This window comes from Pseudomonas medicaginis (assembly GCF_965119365.1).
In the GTDB taxonomy this organism is placed as follows: Bacteria; Pseudomonadota; Gammaproteobacteria; order Pseudomonadales; family Pseudomonadaceae; genus Aquipseudomonas.
On the sequence record NZ_OZ221631.1, the window covers coordinates 6,684,057 to 6,699,439 of the forward strand.

12 protein-coding genes and 4 tRNA genes are annotated in these 15,383 nt (G+C 56.1%); all 16 read right to left on the reverse strand.

Going from position 1 to position 15,383, the window contains the following annotated elements; genetic code table 11:
• Positions 1-30 precede the first annotated feature (30 nt).
• On the reverse strand, positions 31-501 hold the full coding sequence (gene rpsG, locus ACMTA2_RS29545) for a 30S ribosomal protein S7 (protein WP_003186074.1): 471 nt from the start codon (positions 499-501) through the stop codon (positions 31-33).
• A gap of 102 nt (positions 502-603) precedes the next feature.
• Positions 604-975, reverse strand: coding sequence for a 30S ribosomal protein S12 (gene rpsL / locus ACMTA2_RS29550; RefSeq protein ID WP_003186084.1), 372 nt, complete (start codon positions 973-975; stop codon positions 604-606).
• Positions 976-1,191: 216 nt separating this feature from the next.
• On the reverse strand, positions 1,192-5,391 hold the full coding sequence (gene rpoC / locus ACMTA2_RS29555) for a DNA-directed RNA polymerase subunit beta' (RefSeq protein WP_413792894.1): 4,200 nt from the start codon (positions 5,389-5,391) through the stop codon (positions 1,192-1,194).
• Between the two features lie 64 nt (positions 5,392-5,455).
• Positions 5,456-9,529: a DNA-directed RNA polymerase subunit beta gene (rpoB, locus tag ACMTA2_RS29560; protein ID WP_413792895.1), complete on the reverse strand. Its 4,074-nt coding sequence runs from the start codon at positions 9,527-9,529 to the stop codon at positions 5,456-5,458.
• Between the two features lie 220 nt (positions 9,530-9,749).
• Positions 9,750-10,115, reverse strand: coding sequence for a 50S ribosomal protein L7/L12 (gene rplL, locus ACMTA2_RS29565; protein ID WP_007970414.1), 366 nt, complete (start codon positions 10,113-10,115; stop codon positions 9,750-9,752).
• A gap of 78 nt (positions 10,116-10,193) precedes the next feature.
• Complete coding sequence (gene rplJ, locus ACMTA2_RS29570) at positions 10,194-10,694, reverse strand: 50S ribosomal protein L10 (protein ID WP_003206099.1); 501 nt, start codon at positions 10,692-10,694, stop codon at positions 10,194-10,196.
• Positions 10,695-10,892: 198 nt separating this feature from the next.
• The gene (gene rplA / locus ACMTA2_RS29575; RefSeq protein WP_003186095.1) at positions 10,893-11,588 is read right to left on the reverse strand and encodes a 50S ribosomal protein L1; all 696 of its coding nucleotides are present in this window, start codon (positions 11,586-11,588) and stop codon (positions 10,893-10,895) included.
• Positions 11,588-12,019, reverse strand: a complete 432-nt coding sequence (rplK, locus tag ACMTA2_RS29580; RefSeq protein WP_003176435.1) for a 50S ribosomal protein L11 — start codon at positions 12,017-12,019, stop codon at positions 11,588-11,590. Before rplK ends, rplA begins: the two co-directional genes overlap by 1 nt.
• A 117-nt stretch (positions 12,020-12,136) precedes the next feature.
• Positions 12,137-12,670 carry a transcription termination/antitermination protein NusG gene (nusG, locus tag ACMTA2_RS29585; protein WP_003186097.1) on the reverse strand — a complete coding sequence of 178 codons (534 nt, stop codon included), beginning with the start codon at positions 12,668-12,670 and terminating at the stop codon, positions 12,137-12,139.
• 9 nt (positions 12,671-12,679) lie between these two features.
• On the reverse strand, positions 12,680-13,048 hold the full coding sequence (gene secE, locus ACMTA2_RS29590; RefSeq protein ID WP_413792896.1) for a preprotein translocase subunit SecE: 369 nt from the start codon (positions 13,046-13,048) through the stop codon (positions 12,680-12,682).
• A 45-nt stretch (positions 13,049-13,093) separates the two neighbouring features.
• Positions 13,094-13,169: transfer RNA gene (locus ACMTA2_RS29595), tRNA-Trp, on the reverse strand.
• A 53-nt stretch (positions 13,170-13,222) separates the two neighbouring features.
• Complete coding sequence (gene tuf / locus ACMTA2_RS29600) at positions 13,223-14,416, reverse strand: elongation factor Tu (protein ID WP_003186103.1); 1,194 nt, start codon at positions 14,414-14,416, stop codon at positions 13,223-13,225.
• An 84-nt stretch (positions 14,417-14,500) separates the two neighbouring features.
• A tRNA-Thr gene (locus ACMTA2_RS29605) sits at positions 14,501-14,576 on the reverse strand.
• A gap of 26 nt (positions 14,577-14,602) precedes the next feature.
• Positions 14,603-14,676, reverse strand: a tRNA-Gly gene (locus ACMTA2_RS29610).
• 24 nt (positions 14,677-14,700) lie between these two features.
• Positions 14,701-14,785, reverse strand: a tRNA-Tyr gene (locus ACMTA2_RS29615).
• A gap of 142 nt (positions 14,786-14,927) precedes the next feature.
• Positions 14,928-15,383 carry a hypothetical protein gene (locus tag ACMTA2_RS29620; protein ID WP_413792897.1) on the reverse strand — a complete coding sequence of 152 codons (456 nt, stop codon included), beginning with the start codon at positions 15,381-15,383 and terminating at the stop codon, positions 14,928-14,930.

Here is a 15,383-nt window from a genome sequence, read left to right on the forward strand (position 1 = left end):
AAAGCCCTCGCAAATTGAGTGACGCTAAAATTAGAAGCGGTAGTGCGAGAAAGCCTTGTTGGCTTCAGCCATACGGTGCACGTCTTCACGCTTCTTAACTGCAGCACCTTTACCTTCAGCAGCGTCCAACAGTTCACCAGCCAAACGCAGAGCCATGGACTTCTCGCCGCGCTTGCGGGCGAAGTCTACCAGCCAGCGCATTGCCAGGGCGTTACGACGGGACGGACGAACTTCGACCGGAACCTGGTAAGTAGCACCGCCTACACGGCGCGACTTCACTTCGACCAGCGGAGCGATGGCGTCGAGAGCTTTCTCGAAGATTTCCAGGGGATCGCTGTTCTTGCGTTCCTTAACTTTGTCCAGTGCGCCATAAACGATACGCTCGGCAACGGCTTTCTTGCCGCTTTCCATTACGTGGTTCATGAACTTGGCGAGAATCTGGCTTCCGTATTTCGGATCGTCCAGAATCTCACGTTTGGCTGCTACGCGACGTCTTGGCATTGATAAGCCCTCAAACGGTCTTCAGGTTAGCCCGGGACAGCAGATGCTTGCCCGACCTTACTCTTATCGACTCAATAAAATTAAAAACTGCTAAACGGCCGATTATTTCGGACGCTTGGTACCGTACTTCGAACGACCTTGGTTACGACCTTTAACGCCGGAAGTATCCAAAGAGCCGCGAACGGTGTGGTAACGAACACCTGGCAAGTCTTTTACACGACCGCCGCGGATCAGTACCACGCTGTGTTCTTGCAGGTTGTGGCCTTCACCACCGATGTACGAGGAAACCTCGAAACCGTTGGTCAGACGCACACGGCATACTTTACGCAGTGCCGAGTTAGGTTTTTTCGGCGTGGTGGTATACACACGGGTGCATACGCCACGACGTTGCGGGCAGTTCTGCAGCGCAGGCACGTCGGATTTCTCGACGATACGCTTACGCGGCTGACGTACCAGCTGGTTGATAGTTGCCATCTACTAGCTCCACTGTTGTCTTGCGACGCTATTGTCTTACAAGAAAAGCAAAATGGCAGGAACGAATTCCCGCCAAATTTAGGGGATCAAGAGTCTAAAGAGGATCTTGTCCCCAGTCAAGGCAAGGCCCCGACCTCCCCGCCCGCCGGATCTCGACAATTTGTCTCGATCCGCCGAACGGAGTGACCAGGGCCAGGCACTCAATTACCGCAGAACTCAGTTACCACTCGAGTTCAGTGCTTCGGTCAGTGCAGCTTCCACTTCACTGGCGCTTACGCGCAACGGCTTGTCTGCATCACGGCGACGCTTGCGCTCGCTGTGATAGGCCAAACCGGTACCGGCCGGGATCAGACGACCCACGACCACGTTTTCTTTCAGGCCGCGCAGGTAATCGCGCTTGCCGGTTACCGCCGCCTCGGTCAGTACGCGAGTGGTTTCCTGGAAGGAAGCCGCCGAGATGAACGATTCGGTGGACAACGACGCCTTGGTGATACCCAGCAGCACGCGAGTGAACTTGGAGACAAACTTGTCTTCATTCGCCAGGCGCTCGTTTTCTACCAGTACGTGAGTCAGTTCCATCTGGTCGCCCTTGATGAAACTCGAGTCGCCGGATTCAGCGATCTCGACCTTACGCAGCATCTGACGCAGGATGGTCTCGATGTGCTTGTCGTTGATCTTCACGCCTTGCAGACGGTAAACGTCCTGGATCTCGTTCACAATGTACTTGGCCAGCGCACTCACACCCAGCAGACGCAGGATGTCGTGTGGATCGCTCGGGCCGTCCGAGATAACTTCGCCGCGGTTTACCTGTTCGCCTTCGAAGACGTTCAGGTGACGCCACTTCGGAATCAGCTCTTCGTACGGATCGCTACCGTCGTTCGGTGTAATGACCAGGCGGCGCTTGCCCTTGGTCTCTTTACCAAACGCGATGGTGCCGCTGACTTCAGCCAGAATCGAGGCTTCTTTCGGACGACGGGCTTCGAACAAGTCGGCAACACGCGGCAGACCACCGGTGATGTCGCGAGTCTTCGAAGTTTCCTGCGGGATACGAGCGATAACATCACCGATCGCGATCCGCGCACCGTCCGCAACACCGACCAAGGCGTTGGCTGGCAGGAAGTACTGAGCGATTACGTCAGTGCCTGGCAGCAACAGATCCTTGCCGTTGTCGTCGACCATCTTCACAGCAGGACGGATGTCCTTGCCGGCAGCTGGACGATCTTTCGCATCGAGTACTTCAATGTTGGTCATACCGGTCAATTCGTCGGTCTGACGCTTGATCGTGATGCCTTCTTCCATGCCCACGTAGGTCACGGTACCTTTCATTTCGGTCACGATCGGGTGAGTGTGCGGGTCCCACTTGGCCACGATGGCGCCAGCGTCGACCTTGTCGCCTTCCTTCACCGAAATCACAGCACCGTACGGCAGCTTGTAGCGCTCGCGCTCGCGACCGAAGTCGTCAGCGATGGCCAGCTCACCGGAACGGGACACAGCAACCAGGTGACCATCCACTCGCTCAACGTGCTTCAGGTTGTGCAGACGGACGGTACCGCCATTCTTCACCTGAACGCTGTCGGCCGCGGAGGTCCGGCTTGCCGCACCACCGATGTGGAACGTACGCATCGTCAGCTGGGTACCCGGCTCACCGATGGACTGGGCAGCGATAACGCCGACCGCTTCACCGATGTTCACCTGGTGACCACGAGCCAGGTCGCGACCGTAGCACTTGGCGCAGATGCCGTAGCGAGTTTCGCAGCTGATCGGCGAACGTACGATCACTTCGTCGATGCTGTTGAGTTCGATGAACTCGACCCACTTCTCGTCAACCAGGGTGCCCGCAGGAACGATCACGTCCTCGGTACCCGGCTTGAATACGTCACGGGCGATGACACGACCCAATACGCGCTCACCCAACGGCTCTACCACGTCACCGCCTTCAATGTGCGGTGTCATGACCAGGCCATGCTCGGTGCCGCAATCGATCTCGGTCACGACCAGATCCTGGGCAACGTCTACCAGACGACGAGTCAGGTAACCGGAGTTCGCCGTTTTCAACGCGGTATCCGCAAGACCCTTACGAGCACCGTGAGTGGAGATGAAGTACTGGAGTACGCTCAAGCCTTCACGGAAGTTCGCGGTAATCGGGGTCTCGATGATGGAGCCGTCCGGCTTGGCCATCAGGCCACGCATACCGGCGAGCTGACGGATCTGCGCAGCAGAACCCCGTGCGCCCGAGTCGGCCATCATGTACATCGAGTTGAAGGATTCCTGGTCGACTTCGTTGCCATGACGGTCGATGACTTTCTCTTTCGAGAGGTTGGCCATCATCGCCTTGGACACTTCGTCGTTCGCCTTGGACCAGAGGTCGATCACCTTGTTGTACTTCTCGCCCTGGGTTACCAGGCCGGAGGCGTACTGACTTTCGATCTCTTTCACTTCTTCGGTAGCAGCACCGATGATGCGGGCTTTTTCATCCGGGATAACGAAGTCGTTAACACCGATGGAAACGCCGGAAATGGTCGAATAGGCAAAACCGGTGTACATCAACTGGTCAGCGAAGATCACGGTCTCTTTCAGACCCACCACGCGGTAGCACTGGTTGATCAGCTTGGAGATCGCCTTTTTCTTCATCGGCAGGTTGACGACGTCGAAGGACAGACCTTTTGGCACAACCTGGAACAACAGCGCACGGCCGACAGTAGTGTCAACGATACGGGTGTTGGTCACGCTGCCGCCGTCGCGATCGTTCACGGTTTCGTTGATCCGCACCTTGACCTTGGCGTGCAGTGCGGCTTCGCCGGCACGGAACACACGGTCAACTTCCTGCAGATCCGCGAACACACGACCTTCGCCCTTGGCGTTGATCGCTTCACGCGTCATGTAGTACAGACCCAATACAACGTCCTGCGACGGAACGATGATTGGCTCACCGTTGGCTGGCGACAGGATGTTGTTGGTCGACATCATCAACGCACGCGCTTCCAACTGGGCTTCCAGCGTCAGCGGTACGTGCACGGCCATTTGGTCGCCGTCGAAGTCGGCGTTGTACGCAGCACAGACCAGCGGGTGCAGCTGGATAGCCTTACCTTCGATCAGTACCGGCTCAAACGCCTGGATACCCAGACGGTGAAGGGTCGGTGCACGGTTGAGCAGAACCGGGTGTTCGCGAATCACTTCAGCGAGAACGTCCCAGACCTCTGGCAGCTCACGCTCGACCATCTTCTTCGCCGCTTTGATGGTGGTCGCCAGACCACGCATTTCCAGCTTGCCGAAAATGAACGGCTTGAACAGCTCCAGAGCCATTTTCTTTGGCAGACCGCACTGGTGCAGACGCAGGGTCGGACCTACGGTAATTACCGAACGACCGGAGTAGTCAACACGCTTACCGAGCAAGTTCTGACGGAAACGACCCTGCTTACCCTTGATCATGTCAGCCAGGGATTTCAGAGGACGCTTGTTCGAACCGGTGATAGCGCGGCCACGACGACCGTTGTCGAGCAGTGCATCGACCGCTTCCTGCAACATACGCTTTTCGTTGCGCACGATGATGTCCGGAGCGGACAGATCGAGCAGACGCTTCAAGCGGTTGTTACGGTTGATCACTCGACGATACAGATCGTTGAGGTCGGACGTCGCGAAACGACCGCCATCGAGCGGAACCAGTGGACGCAGGTCTGGCGGCAGAACCGGCAGAACGGTCAGCACCATCCACTCTGGCAGGTTGCCGGAACCCTGGAAGGCTTCCATCAACTTCAGACGCTTGGACAGCTTCTTGATCTTGGTTTCGGAGTTGGTTTGCGGAATTTCTTCGCGCAGACGGCCAATCTCGTGCTCCAGGTCGATAGCGTGCAGCAGTTCGCGGACAGCTTCGGCACCCATGCGGGCATCGAAATCGTCGCCGAACTCTTCCAGCGCTTCGAAGTACTGCTCGTCGTTAAGCAGCTGACCTTTTTCAAGGGTGGTCATGCCTGGATCGATAACGACATAGCTCTCGAAGTAGAGAACGCGCTCGATATCACGCAGGGTCATGTCCATCAGCAAGCCGATACGGGACGGCAGCGATTTCAGGAACCAGATGTGGGCAACCGGCGAGGCCAGTTCGATGTGCGCCATGCGCTCACGACGAACTTTTGCCAGCGCAACTTCAACGCCGCACTTCTCGCAGATCACACCACGGTGTTTCAAGCGCTTGTACTTACCGCACAGGCACTCGTAATCCTTGACCGGGCCAAAGATCTTGGCGCAGAACAGGCCGTCACGCTCAGGTTTGAACGTACGGTAGTTGATGGTTTCCGGCTTTTTAACTTCACCGAACGACCACGAGCGGATCATCTCAGGCGATGCCAATCCAATACGGATGGCGTCGAACTCTTCGACTTGACCCTGGTTTTTCAGCAAATTCAGTAGGTCTTTCAAGGCCTTTCCTCCTGGCGGAGCAGAGAGCGGGCAAAACAGCCCCGCTCTCGATTCGCGTCACGTGTTATTCGGTTTCCAGATCGATATCGATGCCGAGGGAACGAATTTCCTTGATCAACACGTTGAAAGACTCGGGCATGCCCGGCTCCATACGGTGATCGCCGTCCACGATGTTTTTGTACATCTTGGTCCGGCCGTTCACATCGTCCGACTTCACTGTGAGCATTTCTTGCAGAGTGTATGCAGCACCGTACGCTTCCAGTGCCCAGACCTCCATCTCCCCGAAACGCTGACCACCGAACTGCGCCTTACCACCCAGCGGCTGCTGGGTAACCAGGCTGTAAGAACCGGTAGAACGAGCGTGCATCTTGTCGTCTACCAAGTGGTTCAGCTTCAGCATATACATGTAGCCAACGGTCACCGGGCGCTCGAACTTGTTGCCGGTACGGCCGTCGAACAGCTGCATCTGGCCGCTTTCCGGCAGGTCTGCCAGTTTCAGCATGGCCTTGATCTCGCTTTCCTTGGCACCGTCGAACACCGGAGTAGCCATTGGAACGCCGCCGCGCAGGTTCTTCGCCAGATCCAGGATTTCCTGGTCGGAGAAGGTGTCCAGCTCTTCGTTGCGACCGCCGATCTCGTTGTAGATCTCGTGCAGGAACTTACGCAGGTCTGCGACCTTGCGCTGCTCTTCAACCATACGGTTGATCTTCTCGCCCAGGCCCTTGGCCGCGAGGCCCAGGTGGGTTTCAAGGATCTGACCAACGTTCATACGCGAAGGTACGCCCAACGGGTTGAGGACCACATCGACCGGGGTGCCATTGGCATCGTGCGGCATGTCTTCAACCGGCATGATCACGGAGACCACACCCTTGTTACCGTGACGACCGGCCATCTTGTCGCCCGGCTGGATGCGACGACGGATTGCCAGGTAAACCTTGACGATCTTCAGCACGCCTGGAGCCAGGTCATCGCCTTGCTGCAGCTTGCGCTTCTTGTCTTCGAACTTGTCGTCCAGCAGACGGCGGCGATCAACGATGTAGGCCTGGGCCTTCTCGAGCTGCTCGTTCAGAGCATCTTCAGCCATGCGCAGTTTGAACCACTGGCCATGCTCAAGACCGTCGAGAACTTCGTCGGTGATTTCCTGACCCTTCTTCAGGCCGGCGCCACCTTCGGCCTTGTGGCCGACCAGGGCGGAACGCAGACGTTCGAAAGTTGCGCCTTCGACGATACGGAACTCTTCGTTCAGGTCCTTGCGGATCTCGTCGAGTTGAGTCTTCTCGATGGACAGTGCGCGAGCATCACGCTCAACGCCGTCGCGAGTGAAGACCTGTACGTCGATGACGGTACCCTTGGTGCCGGTAGGCACACGCAGGGAGGTGTCTTTAACGTCGCTGGCTTTTTCACCGAAGATGGCACGCAGCAGTTTTTCTTCCGGAGTCAGCTGGGTCTCGCCTTTCGGAGTGACCTTGCCCACCAGGATGTCGCCTGCGCCTACTTCAGCACCTACGTAAACGATACCGGCTTCGTCCAGCTTGTTCAGTGCAGCTTCACCCACGTTCGGGATGTCCGCAGTGATTTCCTCTGGGCCAAGCTTGGTGTCACGGGCCACACAGGTCAGTTCCTGGATGTGGATCGTGGTGAAGCGGTCTTCCTGAACCACACGTTCGGACAGGCAGATGGAGTCTTCGAAGTTGAAGCCGTTCCATGCCATGAACGCGATGCGCATGTTCTGACCCAACGCCAGTTCACCCATATCGGTGGACGGACCGTCGGCCATGATGTCGCTGCGCTGAACCCGATCACCCTTGCTCACCAGCGGACGCTGGTTGATGCAGGTATTCTGGTTGGAGCGGGTGTATTTGGTCAGGTTGTAGATGTCGACACCGGCTTCGCCAGTTTCTACTTCGTCATCGGCAACACGAACCACGATACGGCTGGCGTCGACGGAGTCGATCACGCCGCCACGACGAGCCACGACGCAAACGCCGGAGTCACGGGCAACGTTACGCTCCATGCCAGTACCGACCAGCGGCTTGTCGGCACGCAGGGTGGGTACAGCTTGACGCTGCATGTTCGAACCCATCAACGCACGGTTGGCGTCGTCGTGCTCGAGGAACGGGATCAACGACGCTGCAACCGAAACAACCTGCTTCGGCGATACGTCCATCAAGGTGACGTCTTCCGGCGCCTTGACGGTGAACTCGTTCAAGTGACGAACAGCTACCAGCTCGTCGACCAGGACCTTCTTGTCGTTCATCGTGGCCGAAGCCTGAGCGATCACGTGATCAGCTTCTTCGATGGCGGACAGGAACACGATCTCGTCGGTGACCAGGGCGTCTTTCACCACGCGGTACGGGCTCTCGAGGAAGCCGTACTGGTTGGTGCGCGCGTAGGCAGCCAGGGAGTTGATCAGACCGATGTTCGGACCTTCCGGCGTTTCGATCGGGCATACACGACCGTAGTGAGTCGGGTGTACGTCACGAACTTCGAAGCCTGCACGCTCACGGGTCAGACCGCCCGGGCCCAGTGCAGAGACACGACGCTTGTGGGTGATCTCGGACAGCGGGTTGTTCTGGTCCATGAACTGGGACAGCTGGCTCGAACCGAAGAACTCTTTCACCGCTGCAGCCACAGGCTTGGCGTTGATCAGGTCTTGCGGCATCAGGCCTTCGCTTTCAGCCATCGACAGACGTTCCTTGACCGCACGCTCTACGCGCACCAGGCCAACACGGAACTGGTTCTCGGCCATTTCGCCTACGCAGCGAACACGACGGTTACCCAGGTGGTCGATGTCGTCGACGATGCCCTTGCCGTTACGGATGTCGACCAGGGTCTTGAGGACCGCAACGATGTCGTCCTTGTTCAGTACGCCCGAACCTTCGATCTCGGTACGACCGATACGACGGTTGAACTTCATCCGGCCGACCGCAGACAGGTCATAGCGCTCAGGACTGAAGAACAGGTTGTTGAACAAGGTCTCGGCTGCATCCTTGGTTGGCGGCTCGCCAGGACGCATCATGCGATAGATTTCGACCAGGGCTTCCAGCTGGTTGCCGGTGGAGTCGATCTTCAGCGTGTCGGAGATGAACGGACCGCAATCGATGTCGTTGGTGTACAGCGTTTCAATACGAACGACCTGGGCCTTGGCGATTTTCGCCAGGATCTCGGTGGTCAGCTCGGTATTGCACTCTGCAATGATTTCGCCGGTGGCTGGATGCACGATGACCTTGGCCGTGGTGCGACCCAGGACGTAGTCGATCGGCACTTGCAGTTCTTTGATCCCGGCTTTTTCCAGCTGGTTGATGTGACGAGCGGTGATACGGCGACCCTGCTCGACAATAACCTTGCCTTTGTCATCCTGGATATCGAGGACAGCGATTTCACCGCGCAGGCGCTGAGGCACCAGTTCCAGGCTGAGATTTTCACCCTGCACGTGGAAGACGTTGGTGGTGTAGAACGCGTCCAGCACTTCTTCGGTGGTATAGCCGAGCGCACGCAGCAGTACCGATGCAGGCAGCTTGCGACGACGGTCGATACGCACGAATACGCAGTCTTTCGGGTCGAACTCGAAGTCCAGCCACGAACCGCGGTAAGGAATGATGCGCGCGGAGTAAAGCAGTTTGCCGGAGCTGTGCGTCTTGCCACGGTCGTGGTCGAAAAACACGCCCGGAGAACGGTGCAGCTGGGAAACGATTACACGCTCGGTACCATTGATTACGAAGGTACCGTTTTCAGTCATCAGGGGGATTTCACCCATGTAGACTTCTTGCTCTTTGATGTCCTTGATCGCTTTGTTCGACGATTCTTTGTCGAAAATGATCAGGCGCACTTTTACCCGCAAAGGTACGGCGTAAGTAACACCGCGCAATACGCATTCTTTGACATCAAATGCCGGTTCGCCCAAGCGATAACCGACGTACTCCAGCGCAGCATTGCCGGAGTAGCTGATGATCGGGAAAACGGATTTGAAGGCCGCATGCAGGCCCACGTCGCGGAACTGATCTTTAGTCGCTCCCGCTTGCAAGAATTCACGATACGAATCCAGCTGGATGGCCAGGAGGTACGGCACATCCATGACGTCCGGCAACTTGCTAAAGTCCTTGCGGATACGTTTTTTCTCAGTATATGAGTAAGCCATCAGCGTTCCCCAGCTTGGTCACCTGCTTGTTTGGCCCCTCCCGACGGGAGCAGCCAGAAAATCGTGCAAACCCCATGGTTTGCGCCACCACATCGGGTGGTTACAGCTCGCTATCGACACCGACCCAGTCGGCTGCCAATAACGGAAAAAGGCCGGTGGCAAAAGCCACCAGCCATCAGCCTGTCGCTTAACGCTCGGGCTGGAGACGCAAAGTCGATGCTTACTTCAGCTCGACTTTAGCGCCTGCTTCTTCCAGAGCGGCCTTGGCTTTGTCAGCTGCGTCTTTGGCAACAGCTTCCAGAACCATGGCAGGAGCGCCGTCAACTACAGCCTTGGCTTCTTTCAGGCCCAGACCGGTCAGCTCACGTACTGCCTTGATCACGTTTACTTTCTTCTCGCCAGCTTCGGTCAGCATGACGTTGAATTCGGTTTGCTCTTCAGCAACGGCAGCAGCAACAGCTGGACCAGCGGAAGCAGCAGCAGCGGTAACACCGAATTTTTCTTCGAAAGCTTTGATCAGCTCAACAACTTCCATTACGGACATGTTGCCAACGGCTTCGAGGATATCGTTTTGAGAGATAGACATGACTCTAAATTCCTGGATTGGGGGACGGCCTACGCGACCATCGAAATAAACAAAAAACGCGAAAAGGAGTGTCGAGCCTTAGGCTGCGGCAGCTTCTTTCTGGTCGCGCAGTGCCGCCAGAGTACGAGCCAATTTGCTGGTTGCGCCTTGAATCACGCTCATCAGCTGGGAAATTGCTTCGTCACGGGTCGGCAGAGTTGCCAGTACGTCGATCTGGTTAGCTGCGAGGAACTTGCCCTCGAACGCAGCTGCCTTAATCTCGAACTTGTCCTGACCTTTGGCGAATTCCTTGAACAAACGGGCAGCAGCGCCTGGATGTTGGGTGGAAAACGCGATCAAGGTCGGGCCGGTGAACACGTCGTTGAGGACACTGTATTCAGTGTCAGCAACGGCGCGCTTGAGCAGGGTGTTACGTACAACACGTACGTAAACGCCAGCTTCACGAGCCTCTTTACGGAGTCCGGTCATAGCGCCTACTGTTACGCCACGGGCATCAGCCACGACAGCGGACAGAGCAGCTTTGGCAGCCTCGTTGACTTCAGCGACGATGGCCTTCTTGTCTTCGAGTTTAATTGCCACGGGTTTAACTCCTGCTTGTTACCGTTTCATCCGGTCGAAACCGAATGTCGTTTTGGTGTCTGATTCGGTAAGGAACCGGGAGCACCATCTGCGTAGGCTTGTGGTTTAAGACTTGCGTCGCCTACGGTCTTGGACAGCCCCCGCCAGGCAGGGACCCCAATTTGTTGATTGGCACGATTTCTCGCGCCAACCTGAGTCTTACGCGTCGAGCGAGCTCTGATCGATGACCAGACCTGGGCCCATAGTGGTGCTCAGGGTAACGCGCTTGACGTAGATACCTTTCGAAGAAGCTGGTTTGATGCGCTTCAGATCAGCGATCAGGGCTTCAACGTTTTCCTTCAGCTTGACGGCGTCGAAGCCGATCTTGCCAACGGAGGTGTGGATGATGCCGTTTTTGTCTGTGCGATAACGAACCTGACCAGCCTTGGCGTTTTTAACCGCGGTGGCTACGTCTGGCGTTACAGTGCCGACTTTAGGGTTAGGCATCAGACCACGTGGACCGAGGATCTGACCCAGCTGACCTACAACGCGCATGGCATCCGGGGATGCGATCACTACGTCATAGTTCAGGTCGCCGCCCTTCATTTCAGCAGCCAGATCGTCCATGCCTACGCGATCAGCACCAGCAGCCAGAGCAGCTTCAGCTGCTGGGCCCTGGGTGAAGACAGCTACACGAACGGTCTTGCCAGTGCCGTGAGGCAGCACGGTAGCGCTACGAACGACCTGGTCGGATTTACGTGGGTCAACGCCCAGGTTCACAGCAACGTCGAACGACTCGCTGAACTTGACAGTCGACAGCTCAGCCAGCAGAGCGGCGGCGTCTACAAAGTTGTAGGCCTTGCCTGCTTCGATTTTGCCGGCGATAGCCTTTTGACGCTTGGTCAGCTTAGCCATTACACACCCTCCACGTTAAGGCCCATGCTACGAGCAGAACCGGCGATAGTACGCACGGCTGCATCCATATCAGCTGCAGTCAGATCCGCGTTTTTGGTTTTCGCGATTTCTTCCAGCTGAGCACGGGTAACGGTGCCAACCTTAACGGTGTTTGGACGAGCGGAACCGCTGGTCAAACCTGCAGCCTTCTTCAGCAGAACCGAAGCAGGGGTGCTTTTTGTTTCGAAAGTGAAGCTACGGTCGCTGTAGACAGTGATGATCACTGGAGTCGGCAGACCTGGCTCAAGACCCTGAGTACGGGCGTTGAAGGCCTTGCAGAATTCCATGATGTTCACGCCGTGCTGACCCAGGGCAGGACCAACAGGTGGGCTTGGGTTAGCCTGAGCGGCCTTCACTTGCAGCTTGATGTAAGCGGTAATTTTCTTGGCCATGAGGCACTCCAATTACGGGTTCGAACGCCTCGAAAGGCTCCCCGGTTACTTGCGCGTTTATCCCAGTGACGACAAAACCCCACAGCCTTGGGCTGCGGGGTTGGGATACCTGTTCAATCAGACCTTTTCGACCTGGCTGAACTCTAGCTCTACCGGAGTAGAGCGACCGAAAATGAGCACTGCCACTTGGATCCGGCTCTTTTCGTAGTTAACTTCTTCAACCGTGCCATTGAAATCAGCGAATGGACCATCGGTGACACGTACAACCTCACCTGGTTCAAACAGCGTCTTCGGCTTCGGCTTGTCGCTACCATCAGCGACACGACGCAGAATCGCTTCTGCCTCTTTATCCGTGATCGGCGCAGGCTTGTCGGCGGTACCGCCAATGAAGCCCATCACCCGAGGGGTATCCTTGACCAAGTGCCAAGTCCCTTCGTTCATGTCCATCTGTACCAGCACGTAGCCTGGAAAGAACTTACGTTCACTTTTGCGTTTCTGGCCATTACGCATCTCAACCACTTCTTCAGTGGGGACCAGAATCTCGCCAAAGCCATCTTCCATGCCAGCCAGCTTTACGCGCTCTACCAGCGAGCGCATTACATGCTTCTCGTAACCCGAGTAAGCATGCACAACGTACCAACGCTTAGCCACGGGACACCCTTAGCCAACAATCAAGGAAACAAGCCAGCCGAGCAGGGAATCGAGCCCCCACAACAGCAACGCCATTACCAGAACAACAGCCACAACGATCAACGTGGTCTGCGTGGTTTCTTGGCGAGTCGGCCATACGACTTTACGAATCTCAGTGCGAGCTTCCTTAGCGAGTACAAAGAAAGACTTGCCCTTGGCTGTCTGCAGGCCTACAAAGGCAGCAACAGCAGCAATGGCGAGCAATGCAAGTACGCGGTACAGGATCGGCGAAGCAGAATAATACTGATTGCCGACAACGCCAATAACCACCAAAGCGACTACCACTAGCCACTTGAGCAGATCGAAGCGAGAGCCTTGAGCTTCAGCTTTAGCAGTCATCTATGAAGATCCTGTGAAAAGAAAGCCAGACACACTGAGTGAATCTGGCAGGTCAGGAGGGAATCGAACCCCCAACCTACGGTTTTGGAGACCGTCGCTCTGCCAATTGAGCTACTGACCTAAAACAAAATCAGGCCGACCATTATGCCGGCCCGAAAAAGACATTACAACTGTTTACTCGATGACTTTGGCTACGACGCCAGCGCCGACGGTACGACCGCCTTCACGGATAGCGAAACGCAGACCGTCTTCCATCGCGATGGTCTTGATCAGGGTAACAGTCATCTGAATGTTGTCACCTGGCATTACCATTTCAACGCCTTCTGGCAGCTCGCAGTTACCAGTCACGTCAGTTGTACGGAAGTAGAACTGTGGACGGTAGCCTTTGAAGAACGGAGTATGACGACCGCCTTCTTCCTTGCTCAGAACGTAAACTTCTGCGGTGAACTTGGTGTGCGGCTTGACGGTGCCTGGCTTGACCAGAACCTGGCCACGCTCAACGTCGTCACGCTTGGTGCCGCGCAGCAGAACGCCACAGTTCTCGCCAGCACGACCTTCGTCGAGCAGCTTGCGGAACATCTCAACGCCAGTGCAGGTAGTTTTCTGAGTGTCGCGCAGACCGACGATCTCAACTTCTTCCTGGATACGGACGATGCCACGCTCAACACGACCAGTCACAACAGTACCGCGACCGGAGATCGAGAATACGTCTTCGATTGGCATCAGGAACGGCTTGTCGATAGCACGCTCTGGCTCTGGGATGTAGCTGTCCAGAGTTTCCACCAGCTTCTTGACAGCAGTGGTGCCCATTTCGTTGTCGTCTTGGCCGTTCAGGGCCATCAGAGCCGAACCGATGATGATTGGAGTGTCATCACCTGGGAAGTCGTAAGTGCTCAGCAGGTCGCGCACTTCCATCTCAACCAGTTCCAGCAGCTCAGCGTCGTCAACCATGTCAGCCTTGTTCAGGAAGACAACGATGTACGGAACGCCTACCTGACGGGACAGCAGGATGTGCTCACGGGTTTGTGGCATCGGACCATCAGCAGCCGAGCAAACCAGGATCGCGCCGTCCATCTGGGCAGCACCGGTGATCATGTTTTTTACGTAGTCGGCGTGACCTGGGCAGTCAACGTGTGCGTAGTGACGCACGGCCGAATCGTATTCAACGTGAGCGGTGTTGATGGTGATACCGCGAGCTTTCTCTTCCGGGGCGCTGTCGATCTTGTCGAAGTCAACCTTGGCCGAACCGAAAACCTCGGAGCAGACGCGGGTCAGAGCAGCGGTCAGCGTGGTTTTACCGTGGTCAACGTGACCGATGGTACCGACGTTGACGTGCGGCTTATTACGTTCGAACTTTTCCTTAGCCATCGAAATCACCCCTAGGAGAAGAATTTAGCGAGTCACACAAGCCATTAAAACAAAGGCAGATATTTTCATATCTGCCTTGTTATATGGAGCTCTTGAGCGGATTTGAACCGCTGACCTCACCCTTACCAAGGGTGTGCTCTACCAACTGAGCTACAAGAGCAAAACACTTTGCACAACCTGCAAACTTGGAGCGGGTAGCGGGAATCGAACCCGCATCATCAGCTTGGAAGGCTGAGGTTCTACCACTAAACTATACCCGCGGAGCTTGCAGCTCACGCTAAAAATGGTGGAGGGGGAAGGATTCGAACCTTCGAAGTCGTAGACGTCAGATTTACAGTCTGATCCCTTTGGCCGCTCGGGAACCCCTCCTAAGCGAGCCGGCATTCTATATCATGCCAGCCTTCTGTCAAGCATTTTCTCATTAAAAACCTGAGGTTAGCTGCGTTGACGCTACTTCGTATCGATTACCTTAAAAGGTCTTCGCTGCGAAGCGGGCGCCATTCTATGCAAACTACCCAGCGGGTGCAACCCCTTCGCATGGCATTATTTTATGTTTTAACTCATTGAATTCTTTAGAAAGGTTTTGAAGCAGCGTTTCATTCACCTTTCCCGCGCTTTCCTGGGAAACCAGAACCCAGAACCCACCCCCATCAGGGACATTCTGTGAGCCCGACGCCACGAACCGACCTATGACACCCGAAGCCGCCAAACGCTGTTCCAGCTGCCTGGCCAGCTCCAGACGAGCAAAGCCGCCTAGGTAGACACAGTTTTGAGGCCCCTCTCCAGACCTGGCCGAATCACGCCTCACAAGGGCATCCGCCGTTTCACTCAAGAGATGAATATCCTGCTGCGAACCGCGATACAAACTCAGCGGCGTAACATCCTTGGCACGAAGCGGAGCCTCCTGCTGATGCCAGATGTAATAGAAAACATTCAAAACCAGCAACAACAGAAACAGCCACCGCAT

What these genes read in the sequence shown, in the direction of transcription:
- rpsG (WP_003186074.1), bottom strand. Translation starts at nt 501, where the DNA reads ATGCCAAGACGTCGCGTAGCAGCCAAACGTGAGATTCTGGACGATCCG.
- rpsL (WP_003186084.1), bottom strand. Translation starts at nt 975, where the DNA reads ATGGCAACTATCAACCAGCTGGTACGTCAGCCGCGTAAGCGTATCGTC.
- rpoB (WP_413792895.1), bottom strand. Translation starts at nt 9,529, where the DNA reads ATGGCTTACTCATATACTGAGAAAAAACGTATCCGCAAGGACTTTAGC.
- rplL (WP_007970414.1), bottom strand. Translation starts at nt 10,115, where the DNA reads ATGTCTATCTCTCAAAACGATATCCTCGAAGCCGTTGGCAACATGTCC.
- rplA (WP_003186095.1), bottom strand. Translation starts at nt 11,588, where the DNA reads ATGGCTAAGCTGACCAAGCGTCAAAAGGCTATCGCCGGCAAAATCGAA.
- rplK (WP_003176435.1), bottom strand. Translation starts at nt 12,019, where the DNA reads ATGGCCAAGAAAATTACCGCTTACATCAAGCTGCAAGTGAAGGCCGCT.
- secE (WP_413792896.1), bottom strand. Translation starts at nt 13,048, where the DNA reads ATGACTGCTAAAGCTGAAGCTCAAGGCTCTCGCTTCGATCTGCTCAAG.
- tuf (WP_003186103.1), bottom strand. Translation starts at nt 14,416, where the DNA reads ATGGCTAAGGAAAAGTTCGAACGTAATAAGCCGCACGTCAACGTCGGT.
- ACMTA2_RS29620 (WP_413792897.1), bottom strand. Translation starts at nt 15,383, where the DNA reads ATGCGGTGGCTGTTTCTGTTGTTGCTGGTTTTGAATGTTTTCTATTAC.